Raw genomic sequence first — 17,583 nt, 5'->3', positions numbered from 1 at the left:
ATCACACCCATGGCAGAGGCAGACGTGGCATACGCGGACAGCGGCGCGCTGAACGGCAGCGACCTGAACGGCAGCGCCGGAGACCGGGAACGGCGGCGTCTGTTCGCCGACGACGGACGGCGGACCGACCGCGGGTACGAGGTGTCGGTTCCCGTCCGGTGGTCGGACATGGACGTCTTCCAACACATCAACCACGCCCGGATGGTGACCCTCCTGGAGGAGGCGCGCATTCCGTGGCTGTTCTACGACGACAAGCCGACCGCCCTCATGCGCGAGGGCTGCCTGGTGGCCGACCTGCACGTCAAGTACCAGGGGCAGATCCGGCACGACGAGTCGCCGATCAGGGTGACGATGTTCGTCGAGAAGCTGCGGGCGGTCGACTTCACCGTCGGCTACGAGGTGCGCCCGCACGGCGCCGCCCCCGATTCGAAGCCGGCGGTCGTGGCGAGCACCCAGCTGGTGTCGTTCGACATCGACACCCAGCGACCCCGGCGCATGACGGCGGCGGAGAAGGCCTACCTGCAGGGTTTCGTTCGTGAGCCGGTGACCAGGTGAGCGCGCCGACCGGGACCGACCGCGAGTTGGTTCCGTACCGGCCCGACGATCGCACCGATCTCACGGCATTCCTCGAACGCGCCCGCCGCGTCGACGACTCCGGCGTCCTGCGGGCGCGGCAGCGCCCCGACGGTCGCGTCGGACTGTGGATCCGCACGGGCTTCGACATCCTCGCCACCCGCTCGGTGTTCGGGACCGTGACCCCCGACGACGTCGTCTGCGACATCGCCGCGATGACGTCGGGCCTGACCGGCGACGGCCCGATCCCGCTCGGCTTCGCCCTTCCCGGCGCCTGGCAGGGGGCGCTGCCGCCCGCGGACGGCTTCACCCATCTCGACGACGTGCCCGCCCGCGAACTGATCGACCTGTCCCGCAAGGGAGTCGACGTCGCCCGCAACGAGTCGGGTGCGCTCGGGCCGGCGTCCTCGCTGCTCGATCAAGCCGTTCTGGAAGTCAGCGGCCACGGTGCCGACGACGTCGCCAAGGTCTCGATGCGCGCCGTCTTCGCCCTCACCGCCATGGGTTTCGTCCGTGACGGCGCGGGCCACGAGATCACGGAGGACTCGCCGATCGACCGCATCGCCGCCGACGAACCGGTCCGCGTCCGGGTCTCGTCGAGCTGGGTCCGGGTCGACGCCCGCTTCGGCTCGGTGTATCAGCGTCGCGCGGTGCTCAACCTGTCGGTGACATAGCGTCCTGCGCCGAAAGCGAATTTCCGGCGCAGGACACTAGTGTTCACACCAGCCAGGCGGCCGAGCCCGGCACCAGCATCCCTGCTTCGAGGGGCGTGCTGACCAGCAGAATCTGCCCCGGCGGGAGCGGGACCGGCTGGTCGGAGGCGTTGAGCGCACAGATCAGTCCGCCCGGGCGCCGGAAGGCGATGCAGCCCTCGGGGGCGCCGTACCACTGGACGCCGTCGCCGCTGAACTCCAGGCGCGCGTACCGCAGCTCGATGGCCTGACGGTAGAGCGACAACGTCGAATAGATGTCCTCGAGCTGCGCCTCGACGGTCAGACCGGCCCACTCGGCCGGCATCGGGAGCCACGTCCGGTCGGCGGTGCTGAACCCGAACGGGGGAGCGGTGCCCTCCCACGGGATCGGCACCCGGCAGCTGTCGCGCCCGCGGTCGGTGTGCCCCGAGCTCTCCCACACCGGGTCCACCAGCGCCTCGTCGGGCAGTTCGACGTTGGGCAGGCCGAGTTCGGCGCCGTTGTAGATGAAGACGGTGCCCGGCAGCGCCAACTCCACCAGGATCATCGCTCGAGCGCGGGCGGTGCCGATCGCCAGCAGCTCCGCCGACGACAACCCCTCGGCGTCGGCCCCGGTCGGCAGGTAGCGCGTCACCTCGCGCGGCACATCGTGATTCGACAGCGTCCAGGTCGGCACCGCACCGACCGACTCGGTCGCCGCGAGCGACTCGGCGATCGCCTGCCGGATCTGCGCGGCGTCGAAGCCGACCGTCGCCAACCGGAAGTTGAAGCCCAGGTGCAGCTCGTCGGGCCGCACGTACTTGGCGAAGGCCTCGTTCGACTTCACCCACACCTCGCCGACATTGAAGGTGCCCGGGTACTCGTCCATCACCGACCGGATCGCCCGGTGGACCTCGTGCACGCCCTCGTTGTTGAACCGGGGGTCGTCGTCGGTGTGGCGCAGGACCTCGGCCGGCTCGGTCAGATCCGGCAGGCCGTCCGCCTTGACCATGCCGTGCGCCACGTCGATGCGGAAGCCGTCGACGCCGCGGTCGAGCCAGAAGCGCATCGTCCGCTGGAGATCGGCGAGGACCTCGGGGTTGCCCCAGTTCAGATCGGGCTGCTGCGGGGCGAACAGATGCAGGTACCACTGTCCGGGGGAGCCGTCGGCCTCGGTGATCCGGGTCCACGCCGGGCCGCCGAAGACACTCGTCCAGTTGTTCGGCGGCTCGTCGCCGTTCTCGCCGCGCCCGTCGACGAAGTGGTAGCGGGCCCGCTCGGGACTGCCGGGCGCCGCACCCAGGGCGCTCGAGAACCAGGGATGCTGATCGCTGGTGTGGTTCGGGACCAGGTCCATCGTGACCCGGATGTCGCGGTCGTGCGCCTCGCGGATCAGCGCGTCGAAGGTGTCCAGGTCGCCGAAGAGCGGGTCGACGGCACGCGGATCGGACACGTCGTACCCGTGATCGGCCATCGGCGAGCGCATGATCGGCGACATCCAGATCGCGTCGACGCCGAGCAGTTCGAGATAACCGAGCTTGTCGATCAGGCCGGCGAGGTCGCCGACGCCGTCACCGGACAGGTCCGAGAACGATCGGGGATACACCTGGTAGACGACCGCCGACCGCCACCACTGGGCGTCGTCCGTCGCGGAGTCGTTGGCCATGCTCTGCTCACTCACCGTCTTCTGATTCCTCACCGTCTGCCGGTCGGGGACCGGCTGCCTGCACCTCGCCGCCGGCGCCGGTCACGTCGGGCTGTTGACCAACGTCTGGGCGGCCATCGCGATGTAATCGGTCAGCGCCTTGCGATGGGCGTCGTCCAGAACGTCCGATTCGATCGAGTCGATGGCGATGTACATGCACCGTAGCCAGGCATCGCGTTCCAGCGCGCCGATCGTGTACGGGACGTGACGCATTCGCAACCGAGGATGGCCGCGTTCGTCGTTGTAGGTGTGCGGCCCACCCCAGTACTGCTCCAGGAACATCCGGAGCCGACGCTCGGCCGGGCCGAGGTCCTCCTCCGGGTACATCGGCTTGAGGATCTCATCGCGCGCGACCTCTTCGTAGAAACGTGCGGTGATGCGGCGGAAGGTCTCGTGGCCGCCGACTTCTTCGTAGAACGTGCTCACCCGTCCCATTGTCCACTATCGTCGCGACGGCCGGTGCGAGGCGCGTCTACGACCTGAGCGCTTGCGCGTCTACGACACTGTGTAGGCCCTCCGGGGACAGCGGCGGGTGCCGTGCGTTAAATTGGTCCCAGATGATCTGCACACGGCAGGTCTGCGCGCTTAGCTCCGAGCGCTAGTCGAAAGGGTGGGGTGTGGACCAGCTTCTTGTCCCCGTCGGAATGACCGTTGTGGTGCTGTGTCTTCTCGCAGTCGCGGCGTGCGTCGTTTCGATGGTGTTCTCACATGGAATGAAGCGGCCGAAGGTCACCGAGTACACGCTCGATCAGCGGTGGGAGAACGGGCCCACGCTGTTCAGCGCGACCGAGATCGAGCCGATGGCCCTGAGCCGGCACTTCGAGCCGGGTGATGTCGAGGGAGGATCGGCAAGTGGCAAGTGGTGAAGTGACTCAGAAGGGCTCGGCGGTCAGCCCCGTCGGCAGCCTGCCGTACGGCACGGTCGTGACCAACAGCGGTCGCGTCTCGGTGGCACTGTTCCCCGGCGACGGCTTCGACACCCCGCCGTTCAGCCGTGACGACCTGATCCTGCTGGACGAGGCGCTGAGCCAGGCCAGCGAGGTCGCCCTGGTCCGCTTCTCGGTCTACATCGGCGAGCTGGGCGCAGATCCGGTCGCCGGCGCCCGCGAGATCCTGGCCCAGGCACCCGAGCCGGCTCACGGCACGCTGGTCGCCGTGTCGCCCAACTCGAAGGACGTCGCCGTCGTCTCCGGCGCGCTGGTCGCCGGCCGGGTCAACGACCGGGTCGCCGAACTCGGCGTCTCGGCGGCCCTGTCGTCGTTCAAGCAGGGCAACCTGATCGACGGTCTCGTCTCCGCGCTGCGCGTGATGGCGACCGCGGTCGATCGCCCCTGATCTCTCGCACCAGCACAGTTCGGGCCCCGCGGTGACGCGGGGCCCGAACTGTTTTCGGTGTGCGTGCGCGAAACGTCCCCGTCAGCCGCCTCCGCCGACAAATAGTCGGTGAGGGCCGCTGACGGGGACGTTTCCGTCGGTGTCAGGCGTCGGCGGCGCCGTCGAAGGCGCGCGCCCGGAGCGCGCGGGCCACCGAGTCGCGACCTTCGGCGATCAACCGTGCCAGGGCAGGCGGATGGTCCTCGGTGAGGAAGGCGTCGGCCGCGGCCAGTCCCTCCTCGCTGATCTCCCACGCCGGGTACAGGCCGATGACGACGGTCTGCGCCACCTCGCTGGTCCGGCGCTCCCACAGGTCGGCGACGCTGTCGAAGTAGCGCTTCGGGTACGCGGACATCAACTCGGCCTGACCCGGTCGGGTCAGCCCTTCGACGATCGAGCGAACGGTCACGTTGGCGATCGAGTCGTCGTCGAACGCCCGCGCCCAGGCCTGCTCTTTGGCTTCGGCGCTCGGGCGGGCGGCGCGGGCGGCCTCAGCGTGACGAGCGCCCGCGGCGGTGTTGTCGCGCGCTGCTTCGGCGTCGATGACGTCGCTGTCGATCGTGCCGTGGGCGGCGAGCGCCTTGACGAGCTTCCAGCGGAGCTCGTCATCGACCGTCAGGCCGGGCAGGCCGTGCGCGGCCGGGTCGGCGCCGTCGAGCAGGGCGCGCAACAGCGGTTGCTGGGAATCGGTGGTGACACCGGACAGCAGCGCGTTGACGAAGGCGAGCTGGTGGTCGGACCCGGCTTCGGCCTCGCCGGCGAGCGTGAGCAGCCGCTCGCTGAAGGCCGGCCGACCGGTGGTCGCCGCCCAGTCGGGCGCCGCATACGACTCGAGGGCGGTGACGGCCTGCAGCAGCACCCGCTGCACCACGCCGACCTCGGTCTCCGCACCGATCCCCGCGCTGACCAGGGCGATGAAGTCGCGTGCGGTCATCTCCGCCTGACGGGTCATCTCCCACGCCGCCGACCAGACGAGGGTACGGGGCATCGGGTCGGTGATGTCGGCGAGCCGGGCGGTCGCGGTCGCCAGCGAGTCGGCGTCCAGGCGGATCGAGGCGTAGGTGAGGTCGTCGTCGTTGAGCAGGACCAGGTCGCCGCGTGCGACGCCGACGAGCTCGGGGACCTCGGTGCGGGATCCTTCGACGTCGAGTTCGACGACGTGGCTGCGTTCCAGGGCGCCGTTCGTGTCGGCGTAGACGCCGATCCTCATCCGGTGCACGCGCGCCTCGCCGGCGCCCGGCGCGGCGCCGTCCTGCAGGACGGCGAAGGAGGTGAACCGACCGTCGGCGTCGACGGTGAACTCCGGCCGCATCACGTTGATGCCGGTGGTCTTGAGCCACTGCGCACCCCAGCCGGACAGGTCGCGACCCGACGCGCGTTCCAGCGAGCCGAGCAGGTCGGCGAAGGTCGCGTTGGCGAAGCGGTGTTCGGCGAAGTACTCGCGCAGCCCGGTCAGGAAGGGCTCCAGCCCGACGTAGGCGACGAGCTGTTTGAGCACCGAGGCGCCCTTGGCGTAGGTGATGCCGTCGAAGTTGACCTCCACGGCGGCGATGTCGGGGATGTCGGCTGCGATCGGATGCGTCGACGGCAGCTGGTCCTGCCGGTACGCCCACGACTTCTCGACATTGGCGAAGGTGGTCCAGGCGTTGGTGTACTCGGTGGCCTCCACCTGCGACAGGACCGAGGCGAAGGTCGCGAACGACTCGTTGAGCCACAGGTCGTCCCACCACTGCATGGTCACCAGGTCGCCGAACCACATGTGCGCCATCTCGTGCAGGATCGTCTCGGCGCGGCGCTCGTAGAGGTAGCGGGTGACGCGGGACCGGAAGACGTAGTCCTCGAGGAAGGTCACGGCGCCGGCGTTCTCCATGGCGCCCGCGTTGAACTCAGGGACGAAGAGCTGGTCGTACTTGCCGAACGCGTAGGGGACGCCGAAGGTGCGGTGGTAGAAGCCGAATCCCTGCTTGGTCTCGGTGAACAGCCGGTCAGCGTCCATGTGCTCGGCGAGCGAGGCTCGGCAGTACAGGCCCAGCGGAATGGTGCCGTGCTCGTCGACGTACTCGTCGGTCCACACCGCGTATGGGCCGGCGATGAGGGCGACCAGATAGGTGCTGAACACCTCGGTCGTGACGAATCGGTGGATCCGGGCGCCGGTCTCATCGGCCGTCGGTTCGCCGGCGGCCGCACCGTTGGAGATCACCTGCCAGTCGGCGGGGGCGGTCACGGTGATCGAGTAGGCGGCCTTCAGGTCGGGCTGGTCGAAGCACGCGAACATGCGCTTGGCGTCTGCGGTCTCGAACTGGGAGTACAGGTAGGTCGCGCCGTCGGCGGGGTCGACGAACCGGTGCAGGCCCTCGCCGGTGTTGGAGTAGGCGCAGTCGGCGACCACCTCCAGCGTGTTGTCGGCGGCCAGGTTCGGCAGCACCAGGCCGACGGACTCGTCGAATCCGGTGACGTCGAGCGCGACGCCGTTGAGGGTCGCCGACACCAGGCGGGGGGCGACGAGGTCGATGAAGGTCGACTCGCCGGCCGTCGCCGAGAAGGTCACCACGGTGTGCGACGCGAAGCGTTCGGTGCCGGGGCCACCGGCTCCGTCGGTCAGGTCCAGGTCGACGCGGTACTCGTCGACGGAGACGATGGCGGCGCGCGCTCGCGCCTGGTCACGGGTCAGATTGGGTGCGCTCACCCGATCCAGCCTAGTGCCGATCGGCGCCGGGGCGGCGTCGGCGCGGCGGGTCAGCGCGCGGTGAAGTAGCCGGTGCCGGGCACGGCGAGGATCGGGCCGAGGGGAATTCGATCCGGATAGATGATTCGGACGGTGACCCGACTGGTGAAGGCGATCGGCCCCGAACCCGTGGTGACGCTCCGTTCGGCTGGGGCGTCGCGCGCTGCGCCGGTGCACGGCGAGAGTCGGGCATGGCCCGCGCGGCCGGTCGTGATGTTGACGTAGTCGACGTCGACGACATTGAGGATGTCGGGACGGCCCGGTCCGATCACCGACGAACAGCTCGATCCGGTGCCCGAGCTCCGCACGGAGAGCACCGTTCGGCCGGGCGTGTCGCCGGTCCTGGCCTGCAGCGACAGGACGGCGCTGACGCCGCGGACGGCGAGCGCAGGCCTGCCCAGCACCAGGCCGGCCGATGCCCACGCATTCGCCGTCGGGATCTGCTGGACGGTGACGGGGGTGCCGGAGACGCGGACGGGCTCGGCCTGGGCCGCCGGCGCCGCCAGTGCGGAGCCGACCAGCCCGCTCAGTCCGACCAGGGCGCCGACTGCGGTTCGCAGGGTCATCTGGACTCCTTGCATCGATGGGTGACTCACCCTCGACACAACCACCTGACCGACCATGTCGTGATGCGGTGACCGGTGATTCCACCGAATGCGCGACACCGCGAGAACGGCGAGTGCACCGGGCGGCGAAGCCCACGACCGGGTCGAGGGGAGTCGGATGCGCGTCGACTCCGTGACCGGCGGGCCGGTGGTTGAATGGGGTCATGGCTGACACCACCGCTTCCCCCGACCGCGTCGACTTCTGGTTCGACCCCCTGTGTCCCTGGTGCTGGATCACCTCCCGCTGGATCCTGGAGGCCGAACAGGTCCGTCCCATCGACGTCAACTTCCACATCATGAGCCTGGCGGTGCTCAACGAGAACAAGGACGTCTCCGACGACTACCGCACCTGGCTCGAACAGGCGTGGGGCCCGGTGCGGGTGCTCGCGGCCGCGTCGGCGCGACACGGGGAGCAGGTGCTGCCTGAGCTCTACACCGAGCTGGGCACCCGCATCCACAACGAACAGAACAAGGATCTGGCCGCGGTGATCCCGGCTGCGCTGGCGGCAGCGGGACTGGAGGCAGAACTCGCCGACGCCGCGGAGTCGACCGAGTTCGACGGCGCGATCCGGGTGAGCCATCGGGCCGGCATGGACAAGGTCGGCGACGATGTCGGCACGCCGACGATCCACGTCAACGGCACCGCCTTCTTCGGTCCGGTCCTCTCGCGCATCCCGCGCGGGGAGGAGGCCGGACGAGTCTGGGACGGCACCGTGGCACTGGCGTCGTTCCCGCACTTCTTCGAGCTCAAGCGCACCCGCACCGAGGAACCCGAGTTCGACTGATCGATCGGCGAGGGCCCCGGCGGATGGCCGGGGTCCTCGCCGCTCTCAGTACTGCCGATCCCAGCACTCCAGAACCCCTGACCCCAGAACCCCAGAACCATCGACCCCAGCACTGGCGGGTCTCAGTACTGACGGGTCTGCTCCAACTGATTGGGCAGGGTGCCGGGAGCGGCGGCGGCCGGCGGCGCGGGCGCGGGGACCGGTACCACGTGGCCGCTGCCGGAGCCGCGGACGAACCGGCGCGGACCGAACACGAGCGCGCCGGGTCGCGTCCGGTCGCGCAGGGCGGCGGCGCGCCAGGTCAGCACGGGGTGCGACGACAAGGCGTTGGCGAGGGTGACGAAGAAGCCCTTCTCGTGCACTGCGCGATCGGCGAACTGGTCGAAGTCGACCGCGCCGAGCAGGTACTTGCCGCTGGCGAGCAGGCCGATCGCCGAGTGCGCGCCGTCGGGCCGGGTGTAGTAGCCGTAGTTGTCGGCGGTGTACTCCTGCGTGCGCGACAGCAGTGCGCCGAGGAACGGCACGCTCATGATGAGGCTGCTGAACAGCTGCCGCCAATACGAGACGTGCCCCGCCGCGATGTGTCCCACCTCGTGACCGATCACGAACTCCAGGGCCTCCGGGCTGCGGGCGCGACCGCCGACCTCGAACAGGTCGGAGTAGACGACCACGTAGCGGCGGAAACCGTGTCCGGCCGCGAAGGCGTTGATCGTGCCGTTGCCGTTCATGACGTAGCCGTCGGGGACGAACTCCATGCCGTATCGGGCGGCCGCCTCCACCAGCATGCGGTACCCCTCGGGGAACTGAGTCGGACTCAGCTGCACGGCGTTGACCCGCATGTTTGCATAGTTGAGGCCGCGGCCGAGGAACAGGAGCAGGGGCAGCGCCAGTGCCAGCAACAACCACTGGGAGACCAGGCCGACCGCGACCAGCGTGATGATCACCGCATAGGCCGCCACCGCGAGGACGACTCCGATCACCAGGGTCGGGATCTCACCGGGATGTCTGCGCGGGGCGCCGGCGAAGGGTGCGGGCGGACGCCACACGGAGTCTGGACCGGGAAGGTCGGCGGGCGGGGCGACGACCCGGGGGTCGTCGACGCCGGGAACTGACGGGATGGGGCCGTGGGTATCCACGTCCATCAATCTACTGGTGCCCCTCTACACTGGCTCCATGCGGATTTATCTCGGTGCCGACCATGCAGGCTTCGAACTCAAGAACCAGATCGCCGACCACCTCAAGACCGCGGGCCACGACGTGGTCGACTGCGGAGCGCACGAGTACGACGCGCTCGACGACTACCCCGCCTTCTGCATCGCGGCCGCGCAGCGGACCGTCGCCGACCCCGGCAGCCTCGGCATCGTCCTCGGCGGCAGCGGCAACGGTGAACAGATCGCCGCGAACAAGGTGCCCGGCGCCCGGTGCGCCCTGGCCTGGAGCGTCGAGACCGCACAGCTGGCACGTCAGCACAACAACGCCCAGCTGATCGGCATCGGCGGCCGCATGCACAGCACGGAGGATGCGCTCGCGATCGTCGATGCCTTCATCGCCACCGAGTGGTCGGACGAGGCCCGCCACCAGCGTCGCATCGACATCCTCGCCGAGTACGAGCGCACGGGAGAGGCGCCGGCGCTGCCCGACGCTCCGCGTAGCTGAGCCGCGGGCGACATGCCCGAAGGCCACGCGCTGCACCGCCTCGCTCGGCGGCAGCAGCGTCTTCTCGGCGGGCAGCGACTGTCCGTCTCCAGTCCGCAGGGCCGCTTCGCACACGAGGCGGCCCTGCTCGACGGGATGGTCTTCCGTCGTGCCGAGGCGTGGGGCAAACATCTGATCCACCGCTACGACGACGGTCGGCGCGGGGGGAGTGCCACACGCCGGATCGTGCACATCCACCTCGGCATCTACGGCGCCTTCCGCGAGGAGTCGCTGCCGATGCCCGAGCCGATCGGCCAGGTCCGGATGCGCTTGATCGGCGACGAGATCGGCATCGATCTGCGCGGCCCCAACGCCTGCGAGATCTATACGCCGGCCGATCTCGACGCCTTGGTCGCCAGGCTCGGCCCCGACCCGCTGCGTGCTGACGCCGATCCGGAGATCGCGTGGCGGGCGATCAGCCGTTCGCGGCGGGCCATCGGGTCGCTGCTGATGGATCAGAAGGTGATCGCGGGGATCGGCAACATCTATCGCGCCGAAGTCCTGTTCCGCGTCGGCGTCGACCCGCACCGACCGGGGACCGGGATCACGCGCACGGAGTTTGACGAGATCTGGGCCGATCTGCTGCATCTGATGCCGATCGGCATGCGACGCGGGCTGATCCACGTGGTCCGCCCCCACGACGATCACGGTGCCCCCGCCTATGCGGTCGACCGACCCCGCACCTACGTCTACCGGCGGTTCGGCGAACCGTGCCGGTTGTGCGGCACCCCGATCGCCTGGGCGGAGATGGAGGGGCGCAACCTGTTCTGGTGTCCCTCCTGCCAGTCCTGACCGACCGTCGGGCCACGCAGCGATCTTTCACACCCGGCGATCTTTCACACGCAGCGATCTTTCACACGCAGCGATCTTTCAGCAGACACTCAGACTGAGGCAGTGCATCTCCCAGGCGCAGGCGGCATGCTCGAAGCATGGTTGCGACACGGGAAGTCACCGTCCTGGCAGTCGGGGGAACCGGCGAATCGTTCACCGGCGACACCGGAACGCGGGTGCGCGGGATGCTCCAGGCGGTCACCGACCGTCTCGACGACCGATTCGACGCCCGCTGGGTCGGCTATCCGTCCAGCTACGGGCCCGCCCCGACCTTCGACGGCATCAGCTACGCCGACAGTGTCAGCGCAGGGGTGGCAGCGCTGGCGGAGGCCATCGCCGCCACCGAGGGACCGGTGATGCTGATCGGCTATTCGCAGGGGGCCGCCGTGATCCGCACGCTCATCGCACATCCGTCGGCGTTTCGACTGCTGGAGCGGGTGGCCGCGGTCGGTTTCGTCGCCGATCCGAACCAGCCGCGCGGGGCGGTGGCGGGCTGCACCGGATGGGGCGTCGCCGGGCCGGGCGGCGGACTGCCCGAGGATCTGCCCGCGTACTGGGTGGGCGCCGCGTCGGACGTGATCTGCAACGCGAGCGAGGACTCGCTGATCCGCGACATCGCCGACCTCACCGACTCCCTGTCCCTGACGCAGGTGCGGCGGTCGCTGACCGATGCGACGGCGCGGGTGATGAGTCGGCGCATGCAGAACGCGGACGCGACCAGGGTCGCTCCGGCGCAATGGCGGCGCGACCTCACCCGTCTGCGGACCGCTGCGCGCGAGGTGGCCGGCTATCTGCCGTCGCAGATCGAACTCGGCCGGTGGCGGTTGTCCAACCGATCGGGCGGGCGGCACGTCTCCTACGCCACCGAGCCGTATCGGCGGGCGCCGCTGACCGACCCGGAGGTCACCGGATGCCAGACGCTCGCGCACTGGCTGCAACTGCAGGCGACGATGGGGGAGCTGGACCGATCGGTGCGCGAGAGCGGGCAGCAGACTCGGAGTTCGGGAGAATGAGAGCGGGCCGCCCCGAGTCGACTCGGAGCGGCCCGCGTGGACTTCGATCGTGAGGATCGAGGTCCGGAAGGATCAGTCGCCGGTGTACTGTCCGCCGACGGTTCCGCGCACCACGATCGGGGTGCCGGAACCGATGTTGTCGTATACCCACTTACCGTTCTCGGTGCTCACGTTGATGCAGCCGTGACTCGCGTTCGAGACGCCCTGCTGAGCGACCGACCACGGGGCAGCGTGGATGAAGATGCCGTCCCACGACATGCGCGTGGCGTACTCGACGTAGGTCCGGTAGCCCTCGGGCGAGTCGATCGGGACACCGTACGTGGAGCTGTCCATGTACATGTCCCGGTACTTCTCCTTGGTGTGGTACACGCCATTGGGAGTCGGGTGCTTGTCGGTGCCCATCGAGATGGGCATCTGCTTGACGAACTTGTGGTCCTTCCACCAGTAGATCTGGTGGTCGCCGTCGACGGCGAGCGCGACCCAGCCGGTCGGCGACTTCACGTTCGGCTCGGCCGGAATCGCCGGCTTCTCCGGAGTCGTGGTCTGCGGCTGAGGCTGCGGCTTGGGCTTCGGTGCGGGCGCCTGCGGCAGACCGGGCACGGTCGGCATGGTGGGCACCTCGACCGGAGGCAGGCCCGGGACTACGGTGACCGGCGTGGCATTGGACACTGCGGGCGCCCCCATCGCCAGTGCGGCCGCGCCGGCCGCCACAGCAATGACTCGAGCGGTCCGGCTGTACCGGCCGCTCGACGATTTGGTGGAAAACACGTGGTCTCTACCTTCGTTTCGTGGTCATGAAATCAGCGCCGCCCCCGGAGGCGCTTATGAAGCATCGTTACACAACCGTTGTATGCACGCCAGTAACTTTCGTCCTCAATCATCCTGAACCGCCGACGAAAGGGCAGGTCAGCACGGTGAGTGTACTCACACGCCGAGTTCGTCACGACCGTGGCGGGCGGCCCGCGCGAGGGCTCATTCGGGCGTGGTGATGACGACGATGGCCTCGGCGTCGCCGTCGGGTGCGGAGAAGACGTGGTCGCGGTCGCTCACCCAGGAGTGGCAGTCGCCCTCGCGGAGGACGGCGGCATCGTCGGTGACTCCGGCGACAAGGGTTCCGGAGACGACGGACAACTGCTCTCGGACGTCGGCGCCGTGAGCGGGCGACACGTGATGCGCACCCGCCGGGAACTCCAGCCGAAAGACCTCGATCGCGCGGCCGGGCAGGTGCCGCGTGGACAGCAGTACCGTCACCATTCCGCCTGCTGCGGCGCCGTGTGCGCCGGGCGTCTCGCCCAGCATCGCCGTCAGCGGCACGTCGAGCGGCGCGCACAGGGCGTACAGGGTCTCGATGTTCGGATTGCGGCGGCCGCTTTCGATCTCGGACAGGGTCGCCTTGCCGATGTCGGCGCGGCGGGCTAGCTCGGACATGCTGATGCCGCGGGCGGTGCGCAGTTCGCGGAGCCGGTCGCCGATGCCGAGGTCGTTCACGCCTGCCGATGGTACGGGGCGGACGACCGTTCGGTTTACAGAACGTTCGGTTCGTGGAACGATGCGGCGATGATGTCTGATCGGATTGCGGACTCGGCGGCACGCGCCGCGGCGAGCGACGGGCGGGGCCGGCTCGGCGTTCCGATCGGCGCCGGCGTGATCTGCGCGCTCGTGGGATTCACCTCGTCGTTCGCCGTCGTGCTGGCCGGACTTCGCGGAGTCGGAGCCGATCCGACGCAGGCGGCCTCGGGTCTGCTGGCGGTCTCGGTCGCGATGGGGTCGGCGACCGTCCTGCTGTCCTGGCGGTACCGGATGCCGATCACCTCGGCGTGGTCGACGCCGGGGGCGGCGCTGTTGGCGACCACCGGTGCCGCCGCGGGCGGCTGGCCCGCCGCCATCGGCGCCTTCCTGGTCTCCGGCGGGCTCCTGGTACTCACCGGGTGGTGGCCGCGGCTGGCCGAGCTCGTGCAGCGCATTCCGGCGTCGATAGCGCAGGCGATGCTGGCGGGAGTCCTGCTCCCGCTCTGCGTCGAGCCGCTTCGCGGTCTCGCCGACAATCCGGCGGCGGTCGGGCCGGTCCTGGCGGTCTGGGTGATCCTGCTCAGACTCCGGCCGCGATGGGCCGTGCCGGGAGCCTTCCTCGTCGCGCTGGCGGTGATCGTCGCCGACCTGCTGCGCACCGGGTCCGCGCCGTCGCCGGGACAGTTCGTTCCCGTGCTGACTCTCAGCGCCCCGTCGTGGACCCTCGGGGCGCTGACCGGAATCGCCGTGCCGCTCTACCTGGTGACGATGGCCGCCCAGAACGTTCCCGGCGTCGCGGTGATGTCGGGCCTGGGCTACCCGGTGCCGTGGCGCCCGGCGATGACCGTCACCGGCGCCGGTTCGGTGCTCGCGGCGCCCTTCGGCGCTCACGCAATCAATCTGGCCGCGATCAGCGCCGCGCTGGCGGCCGGCCCCGACGCCGGCCCCGACCGGAGTCGACGATGGATCGCCGGTCTCGCCGCGGGCATCGCCTATGTGCTTCTCGGGGTGACCTCGACGGGGCTGGTCGCCGTCGTGCTCGCCGCCCCGCCCGGGGTGGTGCAGGCGGTGGCGGGTGTCGCGCTGCTCGGCGTCTTCGCGAGCGCGTCCGCGGGCGCGATGTCGGACGCCGACGACCGACTGCCCGCCGCGGTGACCTTCGCGGTCGCGGCGTCCGGCATCGCGGTGCTCGGTGTCGGATCGGCGTTCTGGGCGCTGGTCGCGGGCGTTGCGCTGCGGGCGCTTGTCGTCAGTGAGCGGCGGTCGGAGCCACGCGCGGAACCGCGATCACCGGCACCGGCGAGGTCCGAATGATCTTCGCCGAACGCGAACCGATGAAGACCCGCGACAGCGGTCCGGTCGCGCTCGACCCGATCGCCAAGACGTCGGTCGGGGTCCAGTCGACGTCCTCGAGCGCCTCGTTCCAGTCTGAGCCGCGACCGACGACGAGCTCGGGCCTGATCGGCGCCGCGGCGGTCATCGCATCGGCTGCGGCTCGGGTGGCGGTGAGCCAGGCGCGGAACAGCGCGTCGTCGACCGGTGCGGCCTCCACCCCCGCCGGGGAGTCCAAACCGACCGCGAACGAGGCCAGCCGCAGGTCGGCACGCAGGCGCGTCGCCAGAGCCGTGGCGGTGGCGAGCTGAGATTCGTCGGAGCTGTCGCTGCTGAAGGCGAGGGTCAGGCGGGCGGCGATCACGTCGGCGCCGCGGAAGCCGCCCGGCGCGACGGCGACCGGAATCGGTGAACTGTGCAGCAGGCGGTCGGCGATGCTGCTCACCGTGATCCGTTCGAGCAGCCCGGCCGCCGAGCCGACGACGATCATCGTCGCGCCGAAGTGCTCGGCCGCATCGATCAGTCCGGCGCTGATCGAGCGGGCGTCGACGGTGGTGAACCGGGTCGGCACGTCGGCCGGGAGCGCGGCACTCGCGTGGGCGAGTGCGTCGTCGGCCAGCCCGCCGCCGAAGGGTCGGTACTCCGGCATCTCGTCGTGTTGGCGCGACGACCAGACCGTCGGCACGACCACCGTGCACACGACGAGATCCTCGCCGCTCGAGCGGGCCAGCATGGCGGCCAGCGACAGCACGCCGTCGGCCCGGCGGTTGTGGGGATAGGCGACCAGGATCGTCATGGTGGTTCTCGTCCTTCGTACGACGGGGGTGTCGGCGAGCGTTCGACAGCCGCGCCGCGGGTGGCCCGGCAAACGAGATCAGGGCCGCTCTCCAAGACGGAAAGCGACCCTGACCTGCTGGAGCGGGTGACGGGAATCGAACCCGCGTAGCTAGTTTGGAAGACTAGGGCTCTACCATTGAGCTACACCCGCGTCGCGCTGTGCGCCTGCCGAACTCTACCCAGCCGCCCGCTGATTCACAAAATGGGAGGCGGGTTGGCCGGGGCGCCGGGTCAGCCCGTACTATGTCCCTTTGGCCGAGCCGGAAACGGCGACGGCCACCGGGATGTGGCGCAGCTTGGTAGCGCATCCGCTTTGGGAGCGGAGGGTCGCAGGTTCAAATCCTGTCATCCCGACGGAGTTGTGGCGGCCGGGCGGCCACGCACTGTCATTACGTACCGACTAAGGAGTACCAACACCGTGAAGAGCACCGTCGAGCAGCTGAGCCCGACCCGAGTCAAGGTGAACGTCGAGGTTCCGTTCGAGGAACTCTCCGGTGACTTCGACCGCGCCTACAAGTCGCTGGCGCAGCAGATCCGCATCCCGGGCTTCCGTCCCGGCAAGGCGCCCGCGAAGCTGATCGAGGCCCGCGTGGGTCGCCAGGCGATCCTGGAGCAGGTGGTCAACGACGCACTGCCCGGCAAGTACTCGCAGGCGATCGCCGAGGCCGACGTGAAGGCCATCAGCCAGCCGGAGATCGACGTCGCCGAGCTCGTCTACGGCGAGCCGGTCACCTTCACCGCCGAGGTCGACATCCGCCCCGAGATCACGCTGCCGGAGTACTCCGAGATCGCCGTTCAGGTCGATCCCATCGAGGTCGCCGACGCCGACGTCGAGACCGAGCTGGACAACCTGCGCGCTCGCTTCGGCACCCTGGTCGGTGTCGAGCGCGGCGTCACCGGCGGCGACTTCGTCTCGCTGGACCTGACGGCCACCGTCGACGGCGAGCCCGTCGAGGACGCCTCCACCGAGGGCCTGTCGCACGAGGTCGGCAGCGACACCCTGATCGAGGGTCTGGACGAGGCCCTCGAGGGCGTCAAGGCCGGCGAGAGCACCACCTTCACCTCGAAGCTGGTCGCCGGTGACCACGCGGGCAAGGATTCGGAGATCACCGCCACCGTGAACTCGGTGAAGGTCCGCGAGCTGCCCGAGCTGGACGACGAGTTCGCTCAGATGGCCTCCGAGTTCGACACCGTCGAAGAGCTGCGCGTCAGCCTGCGCGAGCGGGTCGAGGAGTCCAAGAAGTACGAGCAGGCCGGCGCCATCCGCGACGCCGTCCTGGAGCAGCTGCTCGACACCGTCGAGTTCCCGCTGCCCGAGGCGATCGTCGCCGAAGAGGTCGAGGCCGTCCAGCACCAGCTGGTTCACGCGCTCGGCCACGACGACGCCCAGGTCGACCGCTTCCTGGAGGCGCAGGGCAAGACCCGCGAGGAGTGGGAGGCCGAGAGCAAGACCGACGCCGAGAAGTCGGTCCGCACCCAGCTGCTCCTCGACGCGATCGCCGACGCCTCCGACGTCGAGGTCGGTCAGGACGAGCTGACCCAGCAGATCTTCATGCAGTCGCAGCGCTACGGCATCGCGCCGCAGGAGTTCATCCAGCAGCTGCAGAACGCCAACCAGATCGGCGCCCTGTACGCCGACGTGCGTCGCAACAAGGCCCTCGCCGAGCTCATCGGCGAGGTCACCGTGACCGACACCAACGGCGAAGCGATCGACACCAAGAAGTTCTTCGGATCGGACGAGGCGGACGACGCCGAGGACGAGGCGGAGGCCGACGCCTGATCGACGCTCCCATCGGAGTGCACTGCGACAGCCGGGACGAGTCATCGTCCCGGCTGTCGCCGTCTGCGCCCCGCCTCCCACGCGGCGGATCGACTGTTCCGCTGTAAGCGAATTAGGGGTGTCGACGGAACATCTCGGGGGGTGGAAT

The 17,583-nt window shown here is 69.6% G+C and carries 18 protein-coding genes and 2 tRNA genes; 11 read left to right on the top strand and 9 right to left on the bottom strand.

Annotation, left to right across the window (positions count from 1 at the left end; all coding sequences use genetic code 11):
- Positions 1-9: 9 nt before the first annotated feature.
- The gene (locus AAFO60_RS02245; protein WP_347954504.1) at positions 10-555 is read left to right on the top strand and encodes an acyl-CoA thioesterase; all 546 of its coding nucleotides are present in this window, start codon (positions 10-12) and stop codon (positions 553-555) included.
- A complete protein-coding gene (locus AAFO60_RS02240; protein ID WP_347954503.1) occupies positions 552-1,247 on the top strand; it encodes a hypothetical protein in 696 nt (231 codons plus the stop codon). The genes AAFO60_RS02245 and AAFO60_RS02240 overlap by 4 nt, the downstream gene beginning before the upstream one ends.
- A 43-nt stretch (positions 1,248-1,290) precedes the next feature.
- Here the strand turns inward: AAFO60_RS02240 and AAFO60_RS02235 are convergent, their stop codons facing one another.
- Together AAFO60_RS02235 and AAFO60_RS02230 are read right to left on the bottom strand one after the other, a co-directional pair.
- Positions 1,291-2,910: a glycoside hydrolase family 13 protein gene (locus tag AAFO60_RS02235; RefSeq protein WP_347954662.1), complete on the bottom strand. Its 1,620-nt coding sequence runs from the start codon at positions 2,908-2,910 to the stop codon at positions 1,291-1,293.
- 81 nt (positions 2,911-2,991) lie between these two features.
- On the bottom strand, positions 2,992-3,384 hold the full coding sequence (locus AAFO60_RS02230; protein ID WP_347954502.1) for a globin: 393 nt from the start codon (positions 3,382-3,384) through the stop codon (positions 2,992-2,994).
- Between the two features lie 182 nt (positions 3,385-3,566).
- Here AAFO60_RS02230 and ctaJ point away from each other — a divergent pair, with 182 nt between their 5' ends.
- Both ctaJ and AAFO60_RS02220 read left to right on the top strand, forming a co-directional pair.
- Positions 3,567-3,815 (top strand): aa3-type cytochrome oxidase subunit CtaJ, encoded by a 249-nt coding sequence (gene ctaJ / locus AAFO60_RS02225; protein ID WP_347954501.1) that lies wholly within the window; start codon positions 3,567-3,569, stop codon positions 3,813-3,815.
- Positions 3,802-4,284 (top strand): DUF5130 domain-containing protein, encoded by a 483-nt coding sequence (locus AAFO60_RS02220; RefSeq protein WP_424308557.1) that lies wholly within the window; start codon positions 3,802-3,804, stop codon positions 4,282-4,284. Before ctaJ ends, AAFO60_RS02220 begins: the two co-directional genes overlap by 14 nt.
- 142 nt (positions 4,285-4,426) lie before the next feature.
- On the opposite strand, the gene pepN is transcribed toward AAFO60_RS02220, so the two are convergent.
- Both pepN and AAFO60_RS02210 read right to left on the bottom strand, forming a co-directional pair.
- Positions 4,427-7,009: an aminopeptidase N gene (gene pepN, locus AAFO60_RS02215; protein WP_347954500.1), complete on the bottom strand. Its 2,583-nt coding sequence runs from the start codon at positions 7,007-7,009 to the stop codon at positions 4,427-4,429.
- A gap of 50 nt (positions 7,010-7,059) precedes the next feature.
- Positions 7,060-7,614: a hypothetical protein gene (locus tag AAFO60_RS02210; RefSeq protein WP_347954499.1), complete on the bottom strand. Its 555-nt coding sequence runs from the start codon at positions 7,612-7,614 to the stop codon at positions 7,060-7,062.
- A 203-nt stretch (positions 7,615-7,817) separates the two neighbouring features.
- Between AAFO60_RS02210 and AAFO60_RS02205 the strand changes: the two genes are divergently transcribed.
- On the top strand, positions 7,818-8,438 hold the full coding sequence (locus tag AAFO60_RS02205; protein ID WP_347954498.1) for a DsbA family protein: 621 nt from the start codon (positions 7,818-7,820) through the stop codon (positions 8,436-8,438).
- Positions 8,439-8,560: 122 nt separating this feature from the next.
- On the opposite strand, the gene AAFO60_RS02200 is transcribed toward AAFO60_RS02205, so the two are convergent.
- On the bottom strand, positions 8,561-9,580 hold the full coding sequence (locus AAFO60_RS02200; protein WP_347954497.1) for a M48 family metallopeptidase: 1,020 nt from the start codon (positions 9,578-9,580) through the stop codon (positions 8,561-8,563).
- A 31-nt stretch (positions 9,581-9,611) separates the two neighbouring features.
- Between AAFO60_RS02200 and AAFO60_RS02195 the strand changes: the two genes are divergently transcribed.
- The 3 genes from AAFO60_RS02195 to AAFO60_RS02185 all read left to right on the top strand — a co-directional run bounded on the left by AAFO60_RS02195 (position 9,612) and on the right by AAFO60_RS02185 (position 11,977).
- Entirely contained in the window at positions 9,612-10,094 is a 483-nt protein-coding gene (locus AAFO60_RS02195) for a ribose-5-phosphate isomerase (RefSeq protein ID WP_347954496.1), read from the top strand.
- Between the two features lie 12 nt (positions 10,095-10,106).
- Complete coding sequence (locus tag AAFO60_RS02190; protein ID WP_347954495.1) at positions 10,107-10,925, top strand: Fpg/Nei family DNA glycosylase; 819 nt, start codon at positions 10,107-10,109, stop codon at positions 10,923-10,925.
- A gap of 137 nt (positions 10,926-11,062) precedes the next feature.
- Entirely contained in the window at positions 11,063-11,977 is a 915-nt protein-coding gene (locus AAFO60_RS02185) for a PE-PPE domain-containing protein (RefSeq protein WP_347954494.1), read from the top strand.
- Between the two features lie 72 nt (positions 11,978-12,049).
- Here the strand turns inward: AAFO60_RS02185 and AAFO60_RS02180 are convergent, their stop codons facing one another.
- The gene (locus AAFO60_RS02180) at positions 12,050-12,745 is read right to left on the bottom strand and encodes a L,D-transpeptidase (RefSeq protein WP_424308682.1); all 696 of its coding nucleotides are present in this window, start codon (positions 12,743-12,745) and stop codon (positions 12,050-12,052) included.
- Positions 12,746-12,949: 204 nt separating this feature from the next.
- On the bottom strand, positions 12,950-13,465 hold the full coding sequence (locus AAFO60_RS02175; RefSeq protein ID WP_347954493.1) for a helix-turn-helix domain-containing protein: 516 nt from the start codon (positions 13,463-13,465) through the stop codon (positions 12,950-12,952).
- A 72-nt stretch (positions 13,466-13,537) separates the two neighbouring features.
- Here AAFO60_RS02175 and AAFO60_RS02170 point away from each other — a divergent pair, with 72 nt between their 5' ends.
- The gene (locus AAFO60_RS02170; RefSeq protein ID WP_347954659.1) at positions 13,538-14,800 is read left to right on the top strand and encodes a benzoate/H(+) symporter BenE family transporter; all 1,263 of its coding nucleotides are present in this window, start codon (positions 13,538-13,540) and stop codon (positions 14,798-14,800) included.
- Here AAFO60_RS02170 and AAFO60_RS02165 read toward each other — a convergent pair.
- Both AAFO60_RS02165 and AAFO60_RS02160 read right to left on the bottom strand, forming a co-directional pair.
- Positions 14,736-15,614 (bottom strand): universal stress protein, encoded by an 879-nt coding sequence (locus tag AAFO60_RS02165; protein WP_347954492.1) that lies wholly within the window; start codon positions 15,612-15,614, stop codon positions 14,736-14,738. The two genes, AAFO60_RS02170 and AAFO60_RS02165, sit on opposite strands and share 65 nt — an antisense overlap.
- 118 nt (positions 15,615-15,732) lie before the next feature.
- Positions 15,733-15,806 (bottom strand) — tRNA-Gly (locus AAFO60_RS02160).
- Between the two features lie 129 nt (positions 15,807-15,935).
- Here AAFO60_RS02160 and AAFO60_RS02155 point away from each other — a divergent pair.
- Together AAFO60_RS02155 and tig are read left to right on the top strand one after the other, a co-directional pair.
- Positions 15,936-16,009: transfer RNA gene (locus tag AAFO60_RS02155), tRNA-Pro, on the top strand.
- Between the two features lie 64 nt (positions 16,010-16,073).
- Positions 16,074-17,435, top strand: a complete 1,362-nt coding sequence (tig, locus tag AAFO60_RS02150) for a trigger factor (RefSeq protein ID WP_347954491.1) — start codon at positions 16,074-16,076, stop codon at positions 17,433-17,435.
- Positions 17,436-17,583: the final 148 nt, after the last annotated feature.

This window comes from Gordonia aichiensis (assembly GCF_039946255.1).
In the GTDB taxonomy this organism is placed as follows: Bacteria; Actinomycetota; Actinomycetes; order Mycobacteriales; family Mycobacteriaceae; genus Gordonia; species Gordonia aichiensis_A.
This window is presented reverse-complemented; position numbering and strand designations above follow the sequence as displayed.

Coding starts and splice junctions, on each gene's coding strand:
- AAFO60_RS02245 (WP_347954504.1), top strand. CDS start 10: ATGGCAGAGGCAGACGTGGCATACGCGGACAGCGGCGCGCTGAACGGC.
- AAFO60_RS02230 (WP_347954502.1), bottom strand. CDS start 3,384: ATGGGACGGGTGAGCACGTTCTACGAAGAAGTCGGCGGCCACGAGACC.
- AAFO60_RS02170 (WP_347954659.1), top strand. CDS start 13,538: ATGTCTGATCGGATTGCGGACTCGGCGGCACGCGCCGCGGCGAGCGAC.
- AAFO60_RS02200 (WP_347954497.1), bottom strand. CDS start 9,580: ATGGACGTGGATACCCACGGCCCCATCCCGTCAGTTCCCGGCGTCGAC.
- AAFO60_RS02190 (WP_347954495.1), top strand. CDS start 10,107: ATGCCCGAAGGCCACGCGCTGCACCGCCTCGCTCGGCGGCAGCAGCGT.
- AAFO60_RS02165 (WP_347954492.1), bottom strand. CDS start 15,614: ATGACGATCCTGGTCGCCTATCCCCACAACCGCCGGGCCGACGGCGTG.
- AAFO60_RS02195 (WP_347954496.1), top strand. CDS start 9,612: ATGCGGATTTATCTCGGTGCCGACCATGCAGGCTTCGAACTCAAGAAC.
- AAFO60_RS02185 (WP_347954494.1), top strand. CDS start 11,063: ATGGTTGCGACACGGGAAGTCACCGTCCTGGCAGTCGGGGGAACCGGC.
- AAFO60_RS02205 (WP_347954498.1), top strand. CDS start 7,818: ATGGCTGACACCACCGCTTCCCCCGACCGCGTCGACTTCTGGTTCGAC.
- AAFO60_RS02235 (WP_347954662.1), bottom strand. CDS start 2,910: ATGGCCAACGACTCCGCGACGGACGACGCCCAGTGGTGGCGGTCGGCG.
- AAFO60_RS02210 (WP_347954499.1), bottom strand. CDS start 7,614: ATGACCCTGCGAACCGCAGTCGGCGCCCTGGTCGGACTGAGCGGGCTG.